Origin of the sequence: Mesorhizobium sp. M0563 (assembly GCF_040321065.1) — a bacterium.
Lineage (GTDB): Bacteria > Pseudomonadota > Alphaproteobacteria > Rhizobiales > Rhizobiaceae > Mesorhizobium.
In genome coordinates this window covers 48599-68931 of the sequence record NZ_JAMYQV010000004.1, presented here as the reverse complement: position 1 = coordinate 68931, position 20333 = coordinate 48599, and the positions used below count along the sequence as shown (strand labels likewise).

20 protein-coding genes are annotated in these 20333 nt (G+C 61.5%); 4 read left to right on the top strand and 16 right to left on the bottom strand.

Translation table 11 applies throughout. The features are described from left to right. Window positions 1-427 precede the first annotated feature (427 nt). From NKI50_RS07655 to NKI50_RS07645, 3 genes are all read left to right on the top strand, one after another. Window positions 428-1276 (top strand): class I SAM-dependent methyltransferase, encoded by an 849-nt coding sequence (locus NKI50_RS07655; RefSeq protein ID WP_352484582.1) that lies wholly within the window; start codon window positions 428-430, stop codon window positions 1274-1276. 64 nt (window positions 1277-1340) lie between these two features. Further along, a complete protein-coding gene (locus NKI50_RS07650) occupies window positions 1341-2450 on the top strand; it encodes an acyltransferase family protein (RefSeq protein ID WP_352639361.1) in 1110 nt (369 codons plus the stop codon). A gap of 381 nt (window positions 2451-2831) precedes the next feature. After that, window positions 2832-4991, top strand: a complete 2160-nt coding sequence (locus tag NKI50_RS07645; protein WP_352494506.1) for a calcium-binding protein — start codon at window positions 2832-2834, stop codon at window positions 4989-4991. Between the two features lie 167 nt (window positions 4992-5158). On the opposite strand, the gene NKI50_RS07640 is transcribed toward NKI50_RS07645, so the two are convergent. Both NKI50_RS07640 and NKI50_RS07635 read right to left on the bottom strand, forming a co-directional pair. Next, complete coding sequence (locus NKI50_RS07640) at window positions 5159-6142, bottom strand: aldo/keto reductase (protein WP_352639357.1); 984 nt, start codon at window positions 6140-6142, stop codon at window positions 5159-5161. A 10-nt stretch (window positions 6143-6152) separates the two neighbouring features. After that, a complete protein-coding gene (locus tag NKI50_RS07635; protein ID WP_352639356.1) occupies window positions 6153-6308 on the bottom strand; it encodes a YjiS-like domain-containing protein in 156 nt (51 codons plus the stop codon). Window positions 6309-6543: 235 nt separating this feature from the next. On the opposite strand from NKI50_RS07635, the gene NKI50_RS07630 reads away from it, so the two are divergent. Further along, window positions 6544-7413 (top strand): LysR family transcriptional regulator, encoded by an 870-nt coding sequence (locus NKI50_RS07630; RefSeq protein WP_352716094.1) that lies wholly within the window; start codon window positions 6544-6546, stop codon window positions 7411-7413. 282 nt (window positions 7414-7695) lie between these two features. Here NKI50_RS07630 and NKI50_RS07625 read toward each other — a convergent pair whose 3' ends face one another. The 14 genes from NKI50_RS07625 to NKI50_RS07560 form a co-directional block, all read right to left on the bottom strand. Beyond that, complete coding sequence (locus NKI50_RS07625) at window positions 7696-8511, bottom strand: MBL fold metallo-hydrolase (RefSeq protein ID WP_352639353.1); 816 nt, start codon at window positions 8509-8511, stop codon at window positions 7696-7698. Between the two features lie 67 nt (window positions 8512-8578). After that, entirely contained in the window at window positions 8579-8887 is a 309-nt protein-coding gene (locus NKI50_RS07620) for a YdeI/OmpD-associated family protein (RefSeq protein WP_502900344.1), read from the bottom strand. Window positions 8888-8957: 70 nt separating this feature from the next. Further along, window positions 8958-9458 (bottom strand): helix-turn-helix domain-containing protein, encoded by a 501-nt coding sequence (locus NKI50_RS07615; RefSeq protein ID WP_352716091.1) that lies wholly within the window; start codon window positions 9456-9458, stop codon window positions 8958-8960. Between the two features lie 367 nt (window positions 9459-9825). After that, window positions 9826-10170 carry a hypothetical protein gene (locus NKI50_RS07610; RefSeq protein ID WP_023718579.1) on the bottom strand — a complete coding sequence of 115 codons (345 nt, stop codon included), beginning with the start codon at window positions 10168-10170 and terminating at the stop codon, window positions 9826-9828. Between the two features lie 144 nt (window positions 10171-10314). Then, the gene (locus NKI50_RS07605) at window positions 10315-11085 is read right to left on the bottom strand and encodes a type 1 glutamine amidotransferase domain-containing protein (RefSeq protein ID WP_352639351.1); all 771 of its coding nucleotides are present in this window, start codon (window positions 11083-11085) and stop codon (window positions 10315-10317) included. Further along, a complete protein-coding gene (locus NKI50_RS07600; RefSeq protein ID WP_352639349.1) occupies window positions 11082-12581 on the bottom strand; it encodes an aldehyde dehydrogenase family protein in 1500 nt (499 codons plus the stop codon). The genes NKI50_RS07605 and NKI50_RS07600 overlap by 4 nt, the downstream gene beginning before the upstream one ends. Further along, window positions 12574-12924, bottom strand: coding sequence for an NAD(P)-binding domain-containing protein (locus NKI50_RS07595; protein WP_352716086.1), 351 nt, complete (start codon window positions 12922-12924; stop codon window positions 12574-12576). Before NKI50_RS07595 ends, NKI50_RS07600 begins: the two co-directional genes overlap by 8 nt. A gap of 10 nt (window positions 12925-12934) precedes the next feature. After that, the gene (locus tag NKI50_RS07590) at window positions 12935-13219 is read right to left on the bottom strand and encodes an NAD(P)-binding domain-containing protein (RefSeq protein WP_352716083.1); all 285 of its coding nucleotides are present in this window, start codon (window positions 13217-13219) and stop codon (window positions 12935-12937) included. Between the two features lie 298 nt (window positions 13220-13517). Next, window positions 13518-13661 (bottom strand): hypothetical protein, encoded by a 144-nt coding sequence (locus NKI50_RS07585; protein WP_352639346.1) that lies wholly within the window; start codon window positions 13659-13661, stop codon window positions 13518-13520. After that, window positions 13648-14970 (bottom strand): NAD(P)/FAD-dependent oxidoreductase, encoded by a 1323-nt coding sequence (locus NKI50_RS07580; RefSeq protein ID WP_352639482.1) that lies wholly within the window; start codon window positions 14968-14970, stop codon window positions 13648-13650. Before NKI50_RS07580 ends, NKI50_RS07585 begins: the two co-directional genes overlap by 14 nt. A 335-nt stretch (window positions 14971-15305) precedes the next feature. Then, complete coding sequence (locus NKI50_RS07575) at window positions 15306-16760, bottom strand: aldehyde dehydrogenase family protein (protein WP_352639345.1); 1455 nt, start codon at window positions 16758-16760, stop codon at window positions 15306-15308. Next, on the bottom strand, window positions 16757-18031 hold the full coding sequence (locus NKI50_RS07570) for an NAD(P)/FAD-dependent oxidoreductase (RefSeq protein ID WP_352639344.1): 1275 nt from the start codon (window positions 18029-18031) through the stop codon (window positions 16757-16759). Before NKI50_RS07570 ends, NKI50_RS07575 begins: the two co-directional genes overlap by 4 nt. Before the next feature lie 59 nt (window positions 18032-18090). Next, window positions 18091-19269 carry an alanine racemase gene (locus NKI50_RS07565; protein WP_352639480.1) on the bottom strand — a complete coding sequence of 393 codons (1179 nt, stop codon included), beginning with the start codon at window positions 19267-19269 and terminating at the stop codon, window positions 18091-18093. Between the two features lie 11 nt (window positions 19270-19280). After that, window positions 19281-20318 (bottom strand): GNAT family N-acetyltransferase, encoded by a 1038-nt coding sequence (locus NKI50_RS07560; protein WP_352716079.1) that lies wholly within the window; start codon window positions 20316-20318, stop codon window positions 19281-19283. Window positions 20319-20333 lie beyond the last annotated feature (15 nt).

Genomic DNA, 20333 nt, shown 5'->3' with positions numbered 1-20333 from the left:
TTTCAATCCAGACTGAGGGAAGCCTTCCGGCAGTGATGTTATGTCCATTTGCTGAAGCGAACGCCCATCTCTTCCCGGGATGTCTAGCCGACGAGCCAGGAATTCGCGCCATCCGTATGAATGACGGTGTGGTCACGTTAGGATATCGACGAAGGCCATAATCGTGAACGGAAGGAGTGCGTTTCGGTCACTATCCTTCCCGATTGCCTTCCATCCGTTTGCCGTTCCGTCCCCGACAGGGCTGTGCAGTAGCCCAATGCCCCAGCGCACCTCCACGGGGCTCAGTAGTCATAAGTTCGGCATGTCTCATCCGTTCGGGGGATGCGAGATACCCAGCCATCTGGAAACCTTACCTCTGCGATGGCCCCACCCAGAACTGATCTTTTGCCGCCTCTATCGCCAATAGAACAGCTTGGTGGGGCATCCAATGAATATGTTGGACAAAAAATCTTCGATTCCATCTCAGGAGAAATCGTATGAAAGCGGGCAGATGAGCGAGGACCTCAAGTCATATCCGTCAGCAGGGGCTACAGCCGCTATGCCTACTAGTTACGACGCCGAAGTCGCGGCCGCGGCCTATGATCTCCCAACAAAGCAGAGATATCAGGATCCGAGCTTTGCGAGCTGGTACCTGGACGGATATGCAGGCCGCTTGAAGCTGTCTACAATTGCATCCTACGTCATTGCGCGACGGGAGCAGCGCTGCATCGCCAAGGCGCTGGAGAGGTGCAGCCCGCCTCCATCTCAGGTGCTCGATATCCCATGCGGAACCGGGAAGCTGGCTGGCGTGCTGGGCCGGCATGATTGTCAGGTGCTGGCTGCAGACATTTCAATGGAAATGATGGCCCTGGCTAAGTCAGCATATGAAGGTCAGCCCGGATTTCGGGGATTCATCCGATGTGACGTGACGCAACTGCCGTTCGCCGACGAAAGCTTTGACACGGTGGTCTGTCTTCGCCTCATCCATCTTATCCCGCCACATCTCAGGCGCGACATTATCATGGAGCTCGCGCGCGTTGCCAGCCGCCGTCTGATCGTATCCTACGGCGTTGGCACCCGCCTCCAGAGAATGCGACTAAGGCTGCGGAAGATAATCACCGGAAGGCTGTCGGCGCCTCATCCCGTCAATCTTAACGTTGCACGACAGGATTTCGCAGAGGCGGGGCTCGAACTGGTACGCTCTTTCAGCGTCCTCCGGTTCCTGTCCTGCGAGCAGCTGTTCGTACTTGAGAAGGTAAAGGCGTGGCCTGCCGCCGGTTTGCAGCCTTTGCGTTAGCACTGGCATTGCGGATCAAGCCGCTGATGGGTGTCAAAAGCTGAAACGGCGACGGGAGGTGGCTGTGGAACCGGCAGGCAAGGCCATTCCGGCGCGCATGGCATCACTCGACCTGCTGCGCTTGGCCGCAGCCCTCGCGGTCGTGCTCTATCATTATCTTTTTGGCGGCGCGATCGCCGGAAGTCTCGATGTGGAATATCCTGCCGCAGCACCTTACGCCATCTATGGCTATCTCGGCGTCAATCTGTTTTTCCTGATCAGCGGTTTCGTCATCGCGTGGTCGGCCGAAGGTCGAACCTGGCAGGAATTCGCGGTCGCCCGCTTCGCCCGGCTTTATCCCGGATTCCTCGTCTGCATGACCGCAACTTTTGTTGTTCTCGTCGTCGCCAAAGACCAGCGTTTTCCGACCGATATTGCGACCTATGTAGCCAATCTCTCTATGTTCGCCCGCCTCTTCGGCAGACCATCCATGGATGGGGCCTACTGGTCGATCATGCTCGAGATCCTGTTCTACGGCTGGGTTGCAGTGCTGATCTTTGCGGGTGCCTTTCAGCGCTGGAAAATACCTATCGCTGCCATCTGGCTCGCAATTTCGGCAAGCAACGAGTTCTTCTTTGAGAACGCGGTGATACGCATTCTCTTTATTACAAACTATGCGCCTTTGTTTGCCGCCGGCATCCTCGCGGAAGACATCGTTGCAAGGGGCCGTTCGCCGGCTGCGTTCCTGCTTCTTGCCGTCGCATTCCTGGTGTCTTGCCAGACCATAATCTTCTCTCACCACTGGATGCATGAGCACTTTGGCGCTGCCATTTCGTATCCTGCTCTCCTCGCTGCCAATATAGTGGTCTACGGAGTCTTCTCTGGCGCGATACTGCTCCGCTCCGTGATTGCTCCATCCAAGGTTGTCATGATGCTCGGAGGATTGACTTATCCACTGTATCTTTTGCATCAGTATATTGGCTACATCTCGCTTAACGCGCTGGCGCCGCATGTCGGAAAGAACGCCGCATTCTTCGTTGTATTTGCCGGGATTCTTCTTGCCTCTTTTCTCGTCTGGCGCTTCATCGAGACGCCGGTACGCAAGCCGCTCGTTCGCGCTCTGGTGTCTGGGATATATCGCCTTGCACCAGCGTCGCAGCCAATCCGGCCAACCTCGTCCGCACGAACATCGTGATCAGAAGCGCTCGGCGGGTGTGCCAGAAAGATTCGCGTTAATCGCGAAACACCGGGGTATCCGGGCTTGGCACGCTGTACGGCACACTGGATGTGTCCCGCTTCCGGTTTCATTGACGGCTCAGCCGATTCCCCAGCACCCCGCACGACGAGGCTTCAAGAGCAGCGAAGCGCACTCCAAATAGCGCACGCCAGGTCCGGCATATGGCGCAAGACTCTCTTGCGACCTGGCACCGCATCGAAGGGCTTATCGGGGAGAAGGTCGCACTGTGTGTATCAACTTACGATCAAAGTTTCTCTCACGGGGTGCCGGTATGTGATTTGGCGCTAATATACGCAGTCTGTAGGTAGGGCGCTGTCGAAACAGAAAAAGGAATATTGGATGACAACTCTGCATTACACGTCAGGTGGATCGGGCACGGAAATTGCTCAAGCCGGATTCAATCTGGCTGACGTTTCATCCGTTGACCAACTCAATGCGCTGCCGGACGGTATGAAAGGCATGGTCTATCTGAACGAAACCGACGGAGTAACCTCCTCCTTTGTCGACAAGGTCACGCCCTTCATCGGTAATCCAAAGCTGTTCGGATTCTTCCTGGTTGACGAGCCGGATCCCACCGGCCAATGGGGTACCTACGCCTCTGCCGCAAATCTGAAGGCAGAATCCGACTGGATTCATTCCAATGTGCCGGATGCCAAGACCTATATCACGATGATGAGCCTGGGGACGTCGGCGAATCCAGATTTTTCGAACACCTACAATCCCGCCAGTACGGGTATCGATTACTACGGCGTGGATGTCTATCCTGTCCGCACGGATGGCGCGGTCGACTACAACATGATCGACAAATTCGTCGCCGCCGCTCAGGCATCGGGCATCCCGACGAGCCAGATCATTCCAGGCTACCAGACGTTTGGAGGTGGCGACTATAACACAGACATGGGTGGCAAATATGTCGTGCCCACCGCCACCCAGATGGAAACCATGATGGACCACTGGGCCAAGCTGGTTCCGTCACCCGCCTTCGACTACGCATACGCCTGGGGTTCGCAGCGAGGCGACACAGCGTTGGAGAGCTCTTCGGAACTGCAGGCCGTTTTCCGGGAACACAATCTCAACACTGGAGGGACTGCTCCTTCCGAAGCCGCGGCTACTGATCCCAGTTCTACGGCGAGCATCCCTTCCGAAGCCACCACCGGCGATAGCGCCTCGACTGCCACGGCTCCGTCCGAGGCCACCCCCAACGATAGCGCCTCGACTGCCACCGCCCCGTCCGAGGCCACCCCCAGCGATAGCGCCTCGACTGCCACGGCCCCGTCCGAGGCCACCACCGGCGATAGCGCCTCGACTGCCCCTGCCGAGGCCACCACCGGCGATGGCACCCCGACTGCCACGGCCCCGTCCGAGGCTACCCCCAGCGACAGCACCTCGACTGCCACGGCCCCGTCCGGGGCCACCCCCAGCGACAGCACCTCGACTGCCACCGCCCCTTCCGGGGCCATCACCGGCGATAGCAGCTCGACTGCGACTGCCCCTGCCGAGACCACTACCGGCGATAGCAATCATAGCAAGACCGCGCTTTCGCACCTCCTCGCTGGCAATAGCAGTTCGACCGACACCGCCGCCTCCACAAGCGATGGTAGTGATAGCAAGACCGCGCTTTCGCATCTCCTCGCCGGCAATGGCCGTTCGACTGATACCGCCGCTTCCAGCGCCACCACAAGCGATGGCAGTCATGGCAAGACCGCGCTTTCGCCCTTCCTCGCCAGCGACGGCAGTTCGACTGCTACCGCCGCTTCGGGCACCACCACCAGCGATGGCAGTCATGGCAAGACCGCGCTTTCGCACCTCCTCGCCGGCAATGGCAGTTCGACTGATACCACCGCTTCCGGCGCCACCATCAGCGATAGCAGTCATGGCAAGACCGCGCTTTCGCACCTCCTCGCTGGCAATGGCAGTTCGACTGATACCGCCGCTTCCGGCGCCACCACAAGCGATGGCAGTGATAGCAAGACCGCGCTTTCGCACCTCCTTGCCAGCGACGGCAGTTCGACTGACACCACCCACGATAATGCCGGCGACAAGGTAAGCGAGGGCAGCAGCGTTGACCGCATATTGGCTGCGTTGAACCATTCTCTTTCGGCCGGCTCGGAGCTTCTCCCGACCAACGACCCGTCCGACACAACGGCAACCAGCCTGGTTCGCCACGGGTTCGCGCAGACCGTCCAGCCCGATGAAAATGTCGGCGCCCAGGCAAAAAATGGCGCCGCCGAGATCATGTCCGGCCACGGAGGCAACGACGCCTTCGACTTCAGCAAGCTCCAGGACAAGCTCCACCTCGATCAACCCGCTCTTACCGAGCTTAAGTCGGGCGGGCTTTCATTGCATGCTTCCTCTGCTGATACGGCCGCCGATGATGGTTCCCACCACATCATCTTTGACAGTACAACCGGATCGCTCTCTATCGACAGCGATGAAGTCGGCGGCGCAGCTCAAGCGCAGCTCGCTACCCATTTCCCGTGGCAGCATCAGTCTTTGTGATCTGAAAACCCGGAGTGGCGGACCTTCAAATGGAGTCGGGTCCGCCGCTCCGTCTTTGTTCAATTGCGCCACGGAAGCTTGGCCAAGGGAAGATAAGATACCGGCGGACATCGGAGAGATCGAAGTTGGTCGGCATCATCACCAATGCGAATTTCGGATTCGCAACACTAAGCGGTCTCGGCAATTTTCAGCACGGCGTCGATCTCGGCCATCACCGCTGCCGGCAGCGGCCCTCTTTCCAGCGCACCGAGATTGTCCGCGACCTGCTCGGGCCGCGTGAAGCCGGGAACCGGCAAGGCGATTGCCGACTTGGCGAGGATCCAGCCGAGCGCACCCTGCGCAAGCGTGCGTCCGCCCGAGGTGAGCAGGTCGCGGATTGCCGAGAGCCTTGACAGATACTGCGGGTTGGCGGCGCCATCCCTGAAAAACACCATCCAATCGGCATTCCCGCCGCGCACGTCATCGGTGGGCAGCCTCATGGCCGGCGTGTATTTGCCGGTGAGCAGTCCCATTGCCAGCGGCAGCCGGCTGAACGAGACGAGGTGCTCGCGCGCCGCAACGGCCATCAGCTCGTTGGCCGGGGTAAACACATTGAAGTCGTTCTCTACGGCGACGAAACCCTCGCGCGGCGCGTAGGCAGCAAGCCGTTCGCAGTGATCGGTGCTCCAGCCGAAGCCGCCTATCTTGCCCTCCTGGCCCAACAGGTCGAGCGTATCGAACACCTCACCGGCGCGTTCGATCGGATATTCGTTGATGTGTAGCAGCACGACGTCGATAAAATCGCGCTGCAGGCGCTGCCGCGAATTGTCGATCGATGTCCGGATCGCCGCGGCAGAGGCATCCTCGGGAGCGATCTTGCGCGTTTCGGGATCGCCGAAATAGCCGACCTTGGTGACGATGACGGCTTCGTCCCTGCCCTTCAACGCCCGCCCGAGGATTAGTTCGGCATTGCCGGCGCCATAGGCGGCAGCCGTGTCGAACACCCGCGCGCCGATGTCATAGGCCATCGCCAGCGCGGCTTGCGACCTGATATCGTCGACCTCGCCATAGATTGTCGCCGTGTCGCGCCAGCGCGCGGCGCCACCCGCCGCCCAGGTGCCGATCCCGATGCGCGGCACCGATCGGCCATCCCAAAGCTCCATCATCTCCATGCCCGTTTCCTCAACGGCGCAGGCTGGCGTGGCGGGCACGCTCGCGGATCTCATCGCGGGAAATGCCGGCATCCACCAGTGTGCTGTCCGGGGCCTGCTTCAAGCTCGCAAGCGTCTGGCGATAGGCAATCCAGCGGGTGAAACGGTATCGAAGTTCATACAACATGGTCGTCTCCTTTGGCGCGCAGAATGCCCGCGCGCCTGGGTTGATCGAAAGCGCAAAGCATCTGCGCGAATCGCATGCTCGATCGAAAAGATGGCGCTCGCTTCTTGGCCAGCCGAGGCGCTTATCCCTGTCCCGTCAGGCAAGATTATCCAACGCCTCCAATTCCTGCATACTTGCGCGCGATGCCCGCTTCGCGCTACAGCCACGGTCGCAAGGAGTTTTTCATTTCTGCAAAATGGATATTGGCTGGGACGATCTGAGGTTGTTTCTCGACGTTGCGCGGCTGGGTGGCTTGAGCGCAGCGACGGGAACCACGCGCCTCAGCGCAGCCACCCTTGGACGACGCGTCACCGCGCTCGAAAAGCAGATTGGCGAACCGCTGTTCGTGCGCCAGCAGACCGGCTACCGGCTGACCCCGGTCGGGGAAGAACTGCTGCGGCGCGCCGAAGACGTCGAGGTAGCAATGCAGTCGCTGACCCGCTGGCGCGAGGGAAACCTGCCCGACCGCATTGTCCGCGTCTCGGCTGGGCCATGGACCTCGGCCTTCGTTTCCGCCCATATCGGCGAGATCTGGACGGTCGATGATGGCATAAGGGTGGAACTCGTCACCACCACCGACCGGGTCGACATCGGCCGCCGCGCCGCCGACATCGGCATCCGCAGCGAGCGCCCGACCGAGCAGTGGCTGGCCGGCCGTCTGAGCGGCAAGGTCGCCCACGCCATTTATTCCGGACGCCACCTGATCAACGGCATCGCCGCCGGATTGTTCGTCGGCGTCACCGGCGAAGGGGCAAACATTGCCTCGGCGCGCTGGCTGCAAGCCCACCACGGCGACCGCATCGCCGTTCGCGGCAACAACACCCATTCGGTGCGCGAACTGGTAGCCGCCGGCGCCGGCCTTTCGATCTTTCCGTGCTTCGTCGGTGACAGTGATCCGCGGCTGGTTCGCGTCGCTCAGCCTATCCCCGAACTCGAAACCGACCAATGGATCGTCACCCATCACGAGGAACGTCACTCGCCGCCGGTACGAAAAGTCGCCGACCGGATTGTCGCCTTGATGCGGGCGCACCAGCCGCTGTTTCGTGGCGAGACGCCGTTCCGGTAAGCCTCAGGTGTCGATCGGCCGCAGTGGATCAAGAATACTTTGGTGGGCCGGACGAGATGCCGCTGCCGTTGATGCAATTGATCTTTTCGTGTGCCAAAATGAAGGTGACGCAAGAGCTTTCGGCGGCGGTGCATCGGGCGTTGGTCACTTATGCTGAAGTCCTGCGCTGGAGCCAGGCAAACACGTCTCCCGTCCCATAAAGCGCATTCCTCCGTGATAGAGCATTTCATGGCCAGGGATCGAGGTTTAGCCAAGGCACAGCGCGACGGGAAAGATGCGGTATCACTTTGAACGCGGCGGCATCGCTCGAGCCGGCTCATAGCCGTATGCTTCGCCCTTACGCGCCACGCGACCGATGCCCGGCCAGCCAAGGTGCGCGCCGGCGATCCACGTCCCCGCCTCGGCCGCGTCACTGAAAACCTTTAGGCGGGTTGCGCGCGCGGTCAGCTGATCGTCGTCATAGCCCCAACTGAACGCGGGATTGCCGAACTGCAAGGCCGGCACATGAACGATGTCCCCGAAGAATAGGAAACGGTCCTCGTCCGCGTCGAACGCGTAGCCGGTATGGCCGGCAGCATGACCGGGCAGGGCGACCGCCCTCAATCGCTCACCCACCTGGTCGCCATTCTGGACGCGCTTCAGCAGGGGCCGGAACTGCGCAAGGTGCGCGTAAGCGAAAAAGCTCTCCACAGCCGCCTCGGGAATTACGATCGCCTTCAAGTTTGGAAAGAGCGCTCGGCCGTCGGGGGTCAAAAGTCCGTGCACATGATCCTGATGGGCGTGGGTGAGCGCCAAGACCGTGATCGAAGCCGGGTCAATCCTGGCTTCCGCCATGGCCTGCTCAAGACGCCCCACTGTCGGGGCCCAGCCCCCTCCTCCGCTGTCGATAAGAACGCCGTCAACGCCTGGACCTGCAAGGGCGAAGCAATTGACAGACAGGCGAAGCGCCCCTGCCTGCGCAGCTTGCGGCACCGGATTATCCTGCGGATCCCGCAGAAGGTCCGCCGGCATCTCGATGTAACCGTCCGAGAGCGACCAGACGCGCCACCTTCCCGACGTGCTGCCAAGCACGTTGCTGCTTTGCGATGTCACGATCATTAAGGCCACCTGCCGCAAACGAAAATGGAGGATAGGTTCGATTGTCACTATTGGCTCTCTGCACCCTCTACGCAAAGTCGTGGGGAAACCGGTGAAGATCAATCCGGAAAGCATCAGATCTCGATAAGCGACGGATTGGAAAATGATCGTTGACCGACCTGCTAGCTTCGTGGCGATGCCAGCTCTTATTGCATGCCCATGTAGATCCTCCCTTCGTAAGCTCTTCAATCATCTGATTTATGCGCTTTCGGCGTGTTTCCGGGTGACGGGCGCGCGCGATCCAGTGCAAGTAATCATTGCGCTGATAGGGAGGCCGTTGCTTGAAAGCAGGCATCAGATTTGCGGCCTCGAGCTCTGCACGCAAACTGTCGGGCATTTTAGCCAACGGACGTTTCAGCAAATCACGTCTCCGCTATTCGAATTCTGATGATGGAATAGATCACAAGTCAGCCCTCGCGCCTGCGAGACCGCAGCCGGCCTGGCGACAGCCCTTTCAATCGGGTCACGACGCGATTCATATGGGCCTGGTGAGTGAAACCCGCATGTTGAGCAATCTCGGCCAGCGGCAGATCGCTATTTTCCAAAAGCTCGACCGCGCGATCAACGCGGCGGCGTAAAATGAATTGATGTACCGGCAATTGCGTCGCCTCGCGAAAGGCGGCGGTGAAGGCGCGTCGTGGCATTCCCGAGATTCCGGCAAGATGGTCGATCGAGACCCCCTTTTCCAGATCGCCGTCAATCGCAGCGAGGATCCGGTCAAACCGCTGCGAGGTCAGGAGCGGAGATTTCTGCCGCCGCTGGCGTGCATGCCCGAGACGGAGCAGGTTCACGAAAATCAGGCCCAGAGTCCATTCACGGACGATGGCATTGGCTGGCGGGTCGCCTTCGAGGCGTCGGCACAACTCGGCCACCAGCGAATCGCGTATCGGTCGATCGGTCAGGATCACCAGGTCCTCAAGGGTCCGGCTGCGGATACCAGGAGCCTTGACGCCAGCGCGGAGTCAACGGTGATCATCGTCAGCTCTCGCGGCTCCTCGATCTTGAACCGCGTGGCCCGCTCGGGAAGACTGAGCAGCAGATCACCGGGGCGCGTGAAGACGCGCCGCAGCCCGCGGCCAAGATCGATCTCTGCATAGGATGAACCGCTGCGAATCACACGCAGCTGACGACTCCGGCCGGTGCATGGCGATAGTCGCCGGCAGGAAAGAACAACCTCTTTGCACTTGCCGCGGTCACCATCGTTGTACCGGGCGTCCGGACGCAAGTTCCTCCAGGACTTCGATGATCGATCGCCGCATCCTCGATCCTTGACGCCTACACTTTTGCCCGTTTGACTGGTCCACCAGGGGCATCATTTGCCAGGGCAGTCAGGTCACCGATCCGGGGCACAAAGATGTTGTGCAGTGTCTGGGTCATAATGGTCATTTCACGCTGAATTTGCAGTTCCTGTGCGGCGGGAAACAATGTGTCCTGCAAGAAGAGTTCCAGGCCTGCCTTGTCGTCCCATATCTCGATGATGCGATAGCCATCGTCGGTGGCATGCGCGATGTGCTGGTAGATGCCGCCAGCGGGCCGTTTCTCCACGCCGATCCGATCGAGGATGCGGCTATAATCTTCGGCCGTCAGGCCGGCAATATCAAGTGTCGTCACTACGGCCATGGGTCATCCTCGCTGCTGATAGTGGTTGTTTGAAGTGGAGTTCTTGGACGGGCCCCGAATCTATTGGGCCGATGTCGTTTGGCATCGCTGTCCTGACCGCGAGTTTGACTCCCGAAGTTCACCCACAGGAGCGGCCTTTGGTCCTCAGCCACCGAGCGCCTCGATGACAAGACGGGCGGTCGCCGCTCCGGAGAAGTTCTGCTGGCCGGTGATCAAATTGCCGTCGCGCACGGCAAAATCGCGCCACAGCCCGGCCTGAATATAGTTCGCGCCGAGCGCACGCATCTCATCCTCGATCCGCCATGGCATCAGATGCGTACCGTGCGGCAGCGCGCCCATCTCCCAGACGGCATTATCGGCGAAGTCTTCCTCGACATTGGCGAAACCTGTGACAGTGCGCCCTTTGGCCAGCAGCTCGCCGGTTGAGAGGCGCGCGTAGCGCAGCAGCGCGACGCCATGACACAAGGCGGCCGCGACCTTGCCGGCCGCAAAAAAGGCGACGAACAGCCGCTGCAACTCAGTCGCGCCTTGGAAGGTGAACATCGGCGCCTGGCCGCCAGCGACGACGATCGCGTCGAACGCGTCGAACGACAGCTCTGCGATGGGCCGGGTCGTCTCCACCAGCGCCGCCAGTTTCGGCGTCGACAGGAAACCGAGCGAGATCAGATCCGTATCCGAATAGCCGGACGGATCACGCGGGTCGCTCAACGCATCCGCCTCGCATTTGCCGCCCTCAGGCGAGAAGATCGCGACTTCGTATCCGCGCTCCGTGAAGGCGAGCCAGGGATGAGTTAACTCGCTCCACCAAAACCCGACCGGCCAGCCTGTGGTGGTTGATACAGCCGGGTTTGAAAGGACCATCGCGACCCGCTTTGGATGCAGCGGGTCGAGTGGGTTGGGATCACGCACGCTCATCGCGCCATCTCGACTGGTTCGCCAAGATTCGCCCAAATCGTCTTGTATTGGGTGTAGCTTTCCCACGCCTCGCGGCCCTGCTCGCGGCCATAGCCGCTCATCTTGAAGCCTCCGAACGGCGCATTAGGATGGTACTTGTGCCAGCAGTTCAGCCAGACCGTGCCTGCCTTGATCCGGTCGGCGAGCCGCAAGGCGCGGCCGAGATCGCTGGTCTGGATGCCCGAGGCGAGCCCGTAGCTCGTGTCGTTTGCGATCCGGATCGCGTCCTCCTCGCTGTCGAATGGAATCACCGGCAGGACGGGGCCGAAAATCTCTTCGCGCGATATCCTTAGGTCGTTGGTCGCACCGGCGAAGATAGTCGGCTCGACGAAAAGGCCCTTGCCGTTGACCTGGCGGGTGCCGCCGCCCGCGGTCAGTCGCGCGGTGCGCTTGCCCTCTTCGATATAGCTCAAGACCTTGTCATACTCGCCGCGCGACGCGATCGGCCCGATCATCGTCGCAGGGTCCAGCGGATCGCCGAGCGTCGCCGACTTCGCCATGGCGCTCAGCTTCTCGACGACCTCGTCATAGCAGGCGCGTTCGACCAGCAGGCGCGATCCGGCCACGCAGACTTCGCCCTTGTTCCAGAAGATGCCCCAGAAGGCTGCCTGTATCGCGGCATCGATATCGGCATCGGCGAAAACGATATTGGGACTCTTGCCGCCGAGCTCCATCGTCAGGTGTTTCATCGTCCCGGCACCGTTGCGCATGATGCCCTGGCCGACGGCGGTCGACCCGGTAAAGGCGATCTTGTCGACGCGGGCATCGTTGACCAGCGCGTCGCCGATGGTGCCGCCCGGGCCGGTGACGAGATTGTAGACGCCTGGCGGTACGCCCGCGTCGAGGATGACTTGCGCCAAGGCGAGGGCCGTCAGGGGCGTGTCGGTCGCAGGCTTGTGAACGACCGTGTTACCCGCCGCGAGTGCCGGCGCGATTTTCGAACAGGACAACGCGAGGGGAAAATTGAACGGGGTGATCGCAGCGACCACGCCGAGCGGCTCACGCCGCGTCAGGATCCTGATATTTGGTTCGTAGCTGGTACGATAGGCGCCGTCCATTGCGCTCATGGCGAGCCCGCCATGAAAGCGGAACAGTCCCGAGCAGTGCGGCATGATGATATCGCGGAAATCGCGATAGGGCATACCCATGTCCATCGCCTCGCGCACCGCGAAATCCTCGGCGCGCTCGTCCAACAGATCGGCGATGCGGAACAGGACCTTCGCGCGCTCCTCATGATGCATCCGCGCCCAGGGTCCTTGCTCGAAAGCCCGCCGCGCGGCCGCGACGGCATCGCTTGTGTCGGTGACGCCAGCCTTCGCAATATTGGTGATCGCCGCCTCCGTGGTCGGATCAAAAGTCGTCGACGTCTCGCCACTGACAGCATCGCGCCATTGGCCATCGATCAGCAGACGTCCTACTGGAATCGCCTTGCGCCGCGCGGGTAGATAATCAGTCATGAACCGGTCCGTCCTGTCGAATGAGATTGAAGGAAATTCTCGGCCCCATCCCGCGCCGATAGGCGAGTTGGACCAATAGCAGCATCATCGGCTCGATCAGGCGCGAGGCCGTGAGATCGCCGACATCGACCGGCATTGTCGGTAGATCGGCGAGAAGCCGGCAAATCGCCGCCTTGGCATCTGCGTCATTGCCGGCGACATAGCTCGTCACCGGATCGCCGTTGAGACGCGGATCACCCCTGTCAAGCAATTCGGCAAAGGTCGGAATGCACTTGACGACAAGCGCGCCCCGCGCGCGCCTCTGAACCTCCTCGCCTACCGACGTCGTAGTGCCTAGCAGCATCGTGGAAAGGTCAGGCGCGACTGCATTCGTATTTGTCCCAGACGATCTTGCCGGACAAATCGCCAAGCGCGTCCATCGCCAACTCGAGAGCCGGCCATGGCGTCGCCAGGGCAATTACGTCGGCCCATCTCGCTACTTCGTCAGGGGCACCGAAGCCGACACGGAGGGTTGCCGCGATTGCCCGCAACTTGCCTTCGTCGCGACTGAAGCTGAGACGAATTTCGTGCCCGGCGAGGCCAAGACATTTCGCCAAGGCCTTGCCGAGCGAGCCTGGTCCGATGATCGCAACTTTCACAACTGCCTCCCGACACGCGGTCGGGCTTGCCTAGCACCATTGCAGTCGCGCTTATTTCACGAATTGCCCTTGCACGATCGGGCGCACTCGTCACATGGATCGGCGGCGGAACTGGATGTTTGGACCAGTTCATCAACCTGGTCCCGCGTGAGAATCCTCTTCCGGCGCCTTGCAACAGACGTTGGCGGTTTCTTCCAGTTCCTCGGCTCCGTCGACGGCGCGCTCCAGGTCTTGGGCTGCAATTCCGAGCCGTGATTTGCCAGAAGGACCGCGGCATAGTTGCAAGGAAGATCACGGATCATCTCGCCCATCCTCTGATCACCTGGCCGCACGTATCCGCGACCGTCAGCTCCTGCAGCGCGAGCTCCTTGCGATGCACCTGTGCGACCGCATCGGCCAGAGCGATCACGAAACGGTTCAGATTGCGCTCAGAAGTCGCCAACTTGAATTTTCGATTTGTCCGTGAAGCGCGACAAGCGGAATGGAGTCGGGTCGACGCTTGCCGCGTCACCTGCGACCAGATCCGCCGCCAGATGGCCAATTCCAGGGCCGACGCCGAAGCCGTGTCCGGAACAGCCTGCGGCGACGAACACTCCACCGATGCTGTCCACCGGTGAAATCACGGGTACGGCGTCCGGTGTGGAGTCGATATATCCACCCCAAGAGGACACGACGCCGGCATCGGCAACGGTGGGGAACAGGGCTTTTACCCGCGTCATAATGGTTGCCACCATCCGCTTGTCCGGCGCAGGATCGAGGACGCGGATTCGCTCAAAGGGGGTCGGCCTGTCGAGATGCCAGCGACGGAGTGTTTCCGGGCCCTGGAAGAGCGAGCGGCCTATGCCGATCTCGACGGCCTTCAGCCGTTTCATGAACATCGGCAGAAACGGGCGGACATAGCGGATCCCCTGCGGCGTGATCTCGAGGGTCGCCCTGCCGCTGACCGCGATCGTGTAGCTGCCATCGAGCCGGCGCGTCATGGCAAAGTCGGAAGTATAGACAGCCTCGCCAAAATCCGGTGCAGGAGCGGTCCGTAAGGCGGTCTGACGGACGCTGGCCTGCGGCAGCGAAACCGCATGCATGCGCAGGAAAGCAGAAGCCCAGGCGCCGGCGGCACATAGCACCGCGCTGGTGCGGATAAGGCCTTTCTCGGTGACGACGCCGCTCACTTGCCCATTGGTGATATCCAGGCCGCGTGCCGCGCAGTTCTGATGAATAGTCGCGCCATGCTTGCGCGCGCCCTCGGCGATCCGAGGGGCGGCAAGCCAGGGTTCGGCCTTGCCATCGTCTGCTGCGTAGACGCCGCCCAGCCATTTGCCGCCCGCCGCTGGAACGGCGGCAGCAGCCTCGTCGGCGGTAAGCATCCGCGTATTGACGTCGAACCGCCGCGCAACCTCGCGCCACTTGTCCCATTCGGCGAGCCGCTTCGGATCGTTCGTCGCATAGGTGAGCCCGCAACGGCGGAAGCCAAGGTCGTGCCCAATCTCTTTGGTGAGCTCTTCCCACAGGCGCATCGACAGATTGGCAAGCGGCAACTCACGTGCATCGCGGTTCTGCCGACGGCACCAGCCCCAGTTCCGGCTCGACTGTTCGCAGCCGACATACCCCTTTTCGACAAGCGCCACCGACAGGCCGCGCCGCGCCAGGAAATAGGCTGCGCTGGCGCCGACAATCCCGCCGCCGACCACCACGACGTCTCCTGACTCGGGTAGCGCTTTATCGCTACTGATTTGGTGGATAACAGGGGACATGGCGGCCTCGGCGATCAATGGAGCTAGCAGTATCGGCGATTGGTGCCGCAGAAATGCTCCGACTGGCGCCGATTTTCGGTATTTTGCGCCGAATATCGTGACACGGAACGCGCGCTTCTTTCGTAGTGTCAGTTTTCCCACTCGAACTGTCCTGGTGCTCCGTGGACTGCCGAAAAATCGCTGCGCCTCGTGTCTTTCCCACGGTCCTTGGCAGGCTCAATGGGGAAATCGTGGACTCCAGCAAGATGCCGCCAGCTGCGGCGCTGCCGCGATTGTGTTGCCCCGGCCCGGCAGCGCGACGGTAGCGACCTTTTCGCAACGGTAGGCCCGCCTGCCTAGAAATAGCCGAGGATGGATTTGACCTCGAGATACTCCAACATGCCCTCGATGCCATATTCGCGTCCGTTTCCGGACTGCTTGAAACCGCCAAACGGGGCGTGCGGATCCCAGGCCGGGTAGTTGAGATGCACCTGGCCGGAGCGGATCCGCGAGGCCACGTCCTTGACGGCGTCCACATCCTGGCCCTGCACATGAGCCCCCAGACCGTAGACCGTGTCGTTGGCGATGGTGACGGCTTCCTCGATTGTGTCATAAGGGATGATGCAGAGAACTGGCCCGAAGACCTCGTCCTGGGCAATGCGCATGGTCGTGCGCACGTCGGAAAAGATGGTCGGCCTCACATAGAACCCGACGTTCAGATCGTGCGCACGGCCCCGTCCGCCGGTGAGGAGCCTGGCGCCCTCAGAAATGCCGACGCCGATCATGGTTTGGATGCGGTCGAATTGGGCACGGTTTGCGATTGCACCATGAGTTGTGGCTTCGCAAAGAGGATCGCCAATGACAATATGGGCTGCGGCCCTTTTGGCGATTGCCTCGATCTCGGAGAGCCGCGAGCGTGGCACGATCATGCGCGTCGGGGCGCTGCATGACTGGCCGAGATTGCGGAAGGCGGCGGATACGCCCAGAGAAACGGCGCGATCGAGATCTGCGTCCGGCAGGATCACGTTCGGCGACTTGCCGCCCAGCTCCTGCGCGACGCGCTTGACACTCGTCGCTGCCGCCTGGGCCACCGCAATGCCCGCGCGGGTGGACCCGGTAATGGAGATCATGTCGACATCCGGATGGGAGGCGAGACCCATACCCACGCCTGGACCATCACCTTGCACGAGGTTGAAAACCCCGGCAGGGAAGCCGGCTTCCTCGATTGCCTCGGCGAACAGCAGGGCGTCCAAGGGAGAAAGCTCACTCGGCTTCAGCACGATCGTGCAGCCTGCAGCGAGCGCCGGCGAAACCTTGGCGGTGATCTGGTAAAGTGGCCAGTTCCACGGAGTGATCAAGGCGCAGACACCGATCGGTTCGTGGGTGACGGCGGTTTGCCCCCGTTGCTTGACGAAGCGAAAGTCTGTCAGCACATCGCGAGCGACCTTAACATGCGTGATCGCCAGCGGCACCTGCGAGCTGCGCGCATAGCCGATCGCCGCGCCCATTTCGAGGCTCAGGCATTGAGCCAGCAGTTCGCCGCGCGCCTCGAGCAGCGCTTGCAGGCGATCGAGCAGACCCGCGCGGTCTTCTGGCGTGGTCCGACTCCAGGTGGCGAATGCCCGGCGGGCCGCTGCAACGGCCGCGTCAACGTCCTTGCCATTTCCAAGCGGAAACTGGCTCACAACCTCTTCTGTGGCGGGATTGACGACGACGCCCGTCGCGGTGCCGCTCGGCTCAACCCATTGACCGTCGATGAAGAACTTGTCCAGGTGGCCGTTGCGGACCAGGTGTTCGAGAGGCGTCATCACCCTACACGGTCCTTCATGCGGTAGTAGGCGCCGACAATCGGCAGGAACCAGGGGCGCCCGAAATAACCGGGGATCGCTGGCCAGTCGAAATCCTTCCAGGGATTGAGCTCGGGGCGCCCGTCCATGACGTCGGCCATGATGGTGCCCATCAACGTCGACATCTGGGTCCCGTGTCCGCTATAGCCCATCGAGTAATAGATGCCATCGCGCTCTCCGGCCCGCGGCAGGCGATCGCGGGTCATATCGACCATGCCGCCCCAGCAGTAGCCGATGCGGGTGCCGGCCAGTTCCGGAAAGACCTCGACCATCGCCGCCTTGAGTATCCGGCCGCTTTTTTCGTCGGATTGGGGGTTGGACACGGCAAAGCGCGCCCTCCCGCCGAACAGAAGGCGATTGTCCGGCGTGAGCCGCCAGTAGACAACGAGATTGCGCGTGTCGACGACCATGCGCCCGGTCGGCATGAGGCGCTTAAGGTGGTCGGGCGATAGCGGCTCGGTCACGATCAGAAATGCGCCGACCGGGATCATGCGCCGGCGGATCCAGCCGAGCGGACCAACCTGGGAAATGCCGCTCGCCAACAGGACCTGCCGCGCGACGATCTTGCCCTTTGGCGTCGTTACCTCATGCTCGCCTGAAACCTTGCGCATCGCCATTACGGGCGAGCGTTCATGGACGTCTGCGCCACGCCGGGCAGCGGCGGTCGCGAGGCCCCGGACGAACCGGCCGACATGCATGCCCGCGCTCTTGGGAAAGAGCAGCCCGCCATGGTAGCGGTTGGTGCCGACTTCGGTTCGCAGGTCGTCGCGCGCGATCATCCTCGTTTCGGGATCGACATTGGCCGCCAGCAGTTCCTGGCTGCGCGCCAGCATGTCGTAATGCTCGGGCTTGGCGGCAAGCTTGAGCTTGCCGACGCGGGAGAAGCTGCAGTCGATCTTTTCTTCCTGCACCAACCGCTCGACCATATCGACGCCAGCGTCGAAAGCCTTGTAGAGCGCATTTGCGGCGGGCTTGCCGTGCTTGCCAGCCATGATTGCATAATTCTGGGCAAAGCCGTTGTTGCACATCCCGCCATTGCGGCCGGACGCGGCGTTGCCGATCGTTTCGGCCTCCAACAGGGCAACCCTGGCGCCCTTTTTGGCAATGGCCAGCGCGGCGGAGGAGCCGGTCAGGCCGCCGCCCACAATCGCCACGTCGTAGTGGCCTTCGAGCGGTTTGGACGACCGTTCACTGAACGGCTGAGACGTATCCAGCCAGTAAGAAGTAAACTTCATTTTCTTAACCACCAGTGCTGATTGGAGTGGGGCGACATCCGAGGCATAGTTGCGCGCGCCTACCAGCCGCGCATCCGCTCCCAGCGCGCTTCAATCTTGGGGCTGTCCCCGTTGACGACGCTGTAAAAATCATGCTGGGCGGCCATCGCACACGCATGATTGGGCAGAATCCGGACCCGAGACCCGAGCGGCAACTCGGGCATGGACTTTCCAGAACCGGCACGAATGGCGAGGATGCCGTGTTCCTGGCTGGCCTGGGCCACGATCACATCTTCAAGCACCCGTCCCTTTTCGTCGCAGACCACCCCGTAACCCTGGTCGATCTGCTGGTTTGCGGTTCCCCGGTCGCGCGAAAGCGCCATCCACCCGGCGTCAACCAGCACCCATCCCTTTTCCGGCTTGGAGCCGATCACCGTGGCCAATACGGAAATGGCGATATCGTCGCGGTTGCAGACCCCAACCCCGTGCTGGACGAGGTCGAAGAACATGTAGACTCCAGCGCGCAGCTCGGTGACTCCATCAAGATTGTCGGCGAAATGCGCTGTCGGCGTCGAGCCGACGCTGACGATCGGGCAGGCATGGCCATGGGCGCGCAGGATTTCAGCGGCGCGAACGGTGGCTGAACGCTCGTTCTCGCCTGCCTTGACCAGCGCATCGGGCGTGTTCAAGCCATAGGACTCGCCTGCATGGGCGAGGACGCCGGCGAGGTTGGCACCGGCAGCGACGACCCTGCTGGCCACGTCGAGCAACTTCGGGTCGTCCGGCTTCAAGCCACCGCGATGGTCATCGCAGTCCAGTTCGATGAAAACAGATGGCGTCATGCCGGTGGCTTCGCGCACGCCGGCCAGGGCGTCGGCCTGCTCCACGGAATCGAGCAACAGCTTCACATCAGCGCCGGCTCGGCGACAAAGCTTCATGGCACGCATGGCCGAGGCCGGCGAGATGCCGACCGCATAGGTCATGTCTCGAAAGCCATGGCCCGCAAAATACTCCGCCTCGGCGATGGTCGAAACCGTGATCGGACCGGGTTCGCGGTGGAACGCGTATCGGGCGACGTCGATGCTTTTGGCCGTCTTCATATGCGGGCGCAGCACCACGCCAAGCTTCTTGGCGCGCCCAGCCAGACCCTGGATGTTTTGCTCGAGCCGGCCACGGTCCAGAAGCAGCGCCGGGGTGACCAAGGCGTCGATCGTCCTAGCCGTCTCGCTCACTGCCAGGTTTGCCGCCACCTTGTTCATCATCTCATTTCCTAAGTGAACGACTGGTTTGCCAATGCATATATATGGGCTGGCCCCTCGACGGCGGGCCGTTGCCCTTTGACCATGGCGGTCGCACTGCCGGACCGCTGAAGGCCAAGGCTCTCAAGCCAGTCACCCAATCCATCCTCGGCATAGACGTCGATGCGAACGAATTGATCGTGAAGCTTCGAAAGCTGGGCCAGGATCAGAAGCCGCGCGTCTTGGTCGCTCTCGGCTGCACAAGGGCCGACCACATAGCCGCGGCCAAACCTCCTCGCGATAGCGTAGCCTGCAATCCGTCCCCTGCGCTCAATGACCAGTGCGTTGCCCACATCGGCGAGCGCAGCCACCATCGCCAGCCGGGGCATGCCCGTGGCCGATTCGTCGAAGGCCTGGATCGGCGTGAGGTCGGAGGCTGTCGCTTGACGGATGTCGTCGCCGGTACTCCGCGTCACGGGGACAGTCAGCGAGCCCTGGTGCTGAAGCACCGTGCCCCAGGCAGTGAAGCCGCGTCGCTTGTAGAGCGCCAGCCCCTCTTCGGTTGAGTTGAGCAGCACGTTGCGGCCGTGTGTCGCCTCAAGCAATCCATCAAAGAGCCGGGCGCCGTTGCCACCGCCTTGCGCGGAGCCAGTAACTATGATCATCCCGACCGTGGCATAGGAATGTCCGTAGTTCCAGGACATGGCCGTGCCAATCACCTGTCCTGCCCTCTCGAGGACCAGGCCATTGCCGACCATCAGGGCAAATTCCCAATCCTCCTGGCGGTAGGGCCAGGCCATCTCCTGCGACAGCTTCAGCGCGCCCGGCAAATGGCGGGTTTCCAATTTCATCAGCTCGGTCGGGGCGCTGACGATATCTCTGTCATGCTCAACGGTCATAAGGTGCAACGCTGTCACTTGATCCAGAGTCGGATTGAAGTCGGACCTTAGAGTCGCGCCCGGCGGACAGATTTCGCTGCTGTTTTGCCCCTTCAAATCAGCGGGATTGTTCGTTTTAGGCAGTTCCTCGGCATGCCAAATCGCGCAAATCAGGCGAGGAATACCTGGCACTTTGAATCGCCGCTT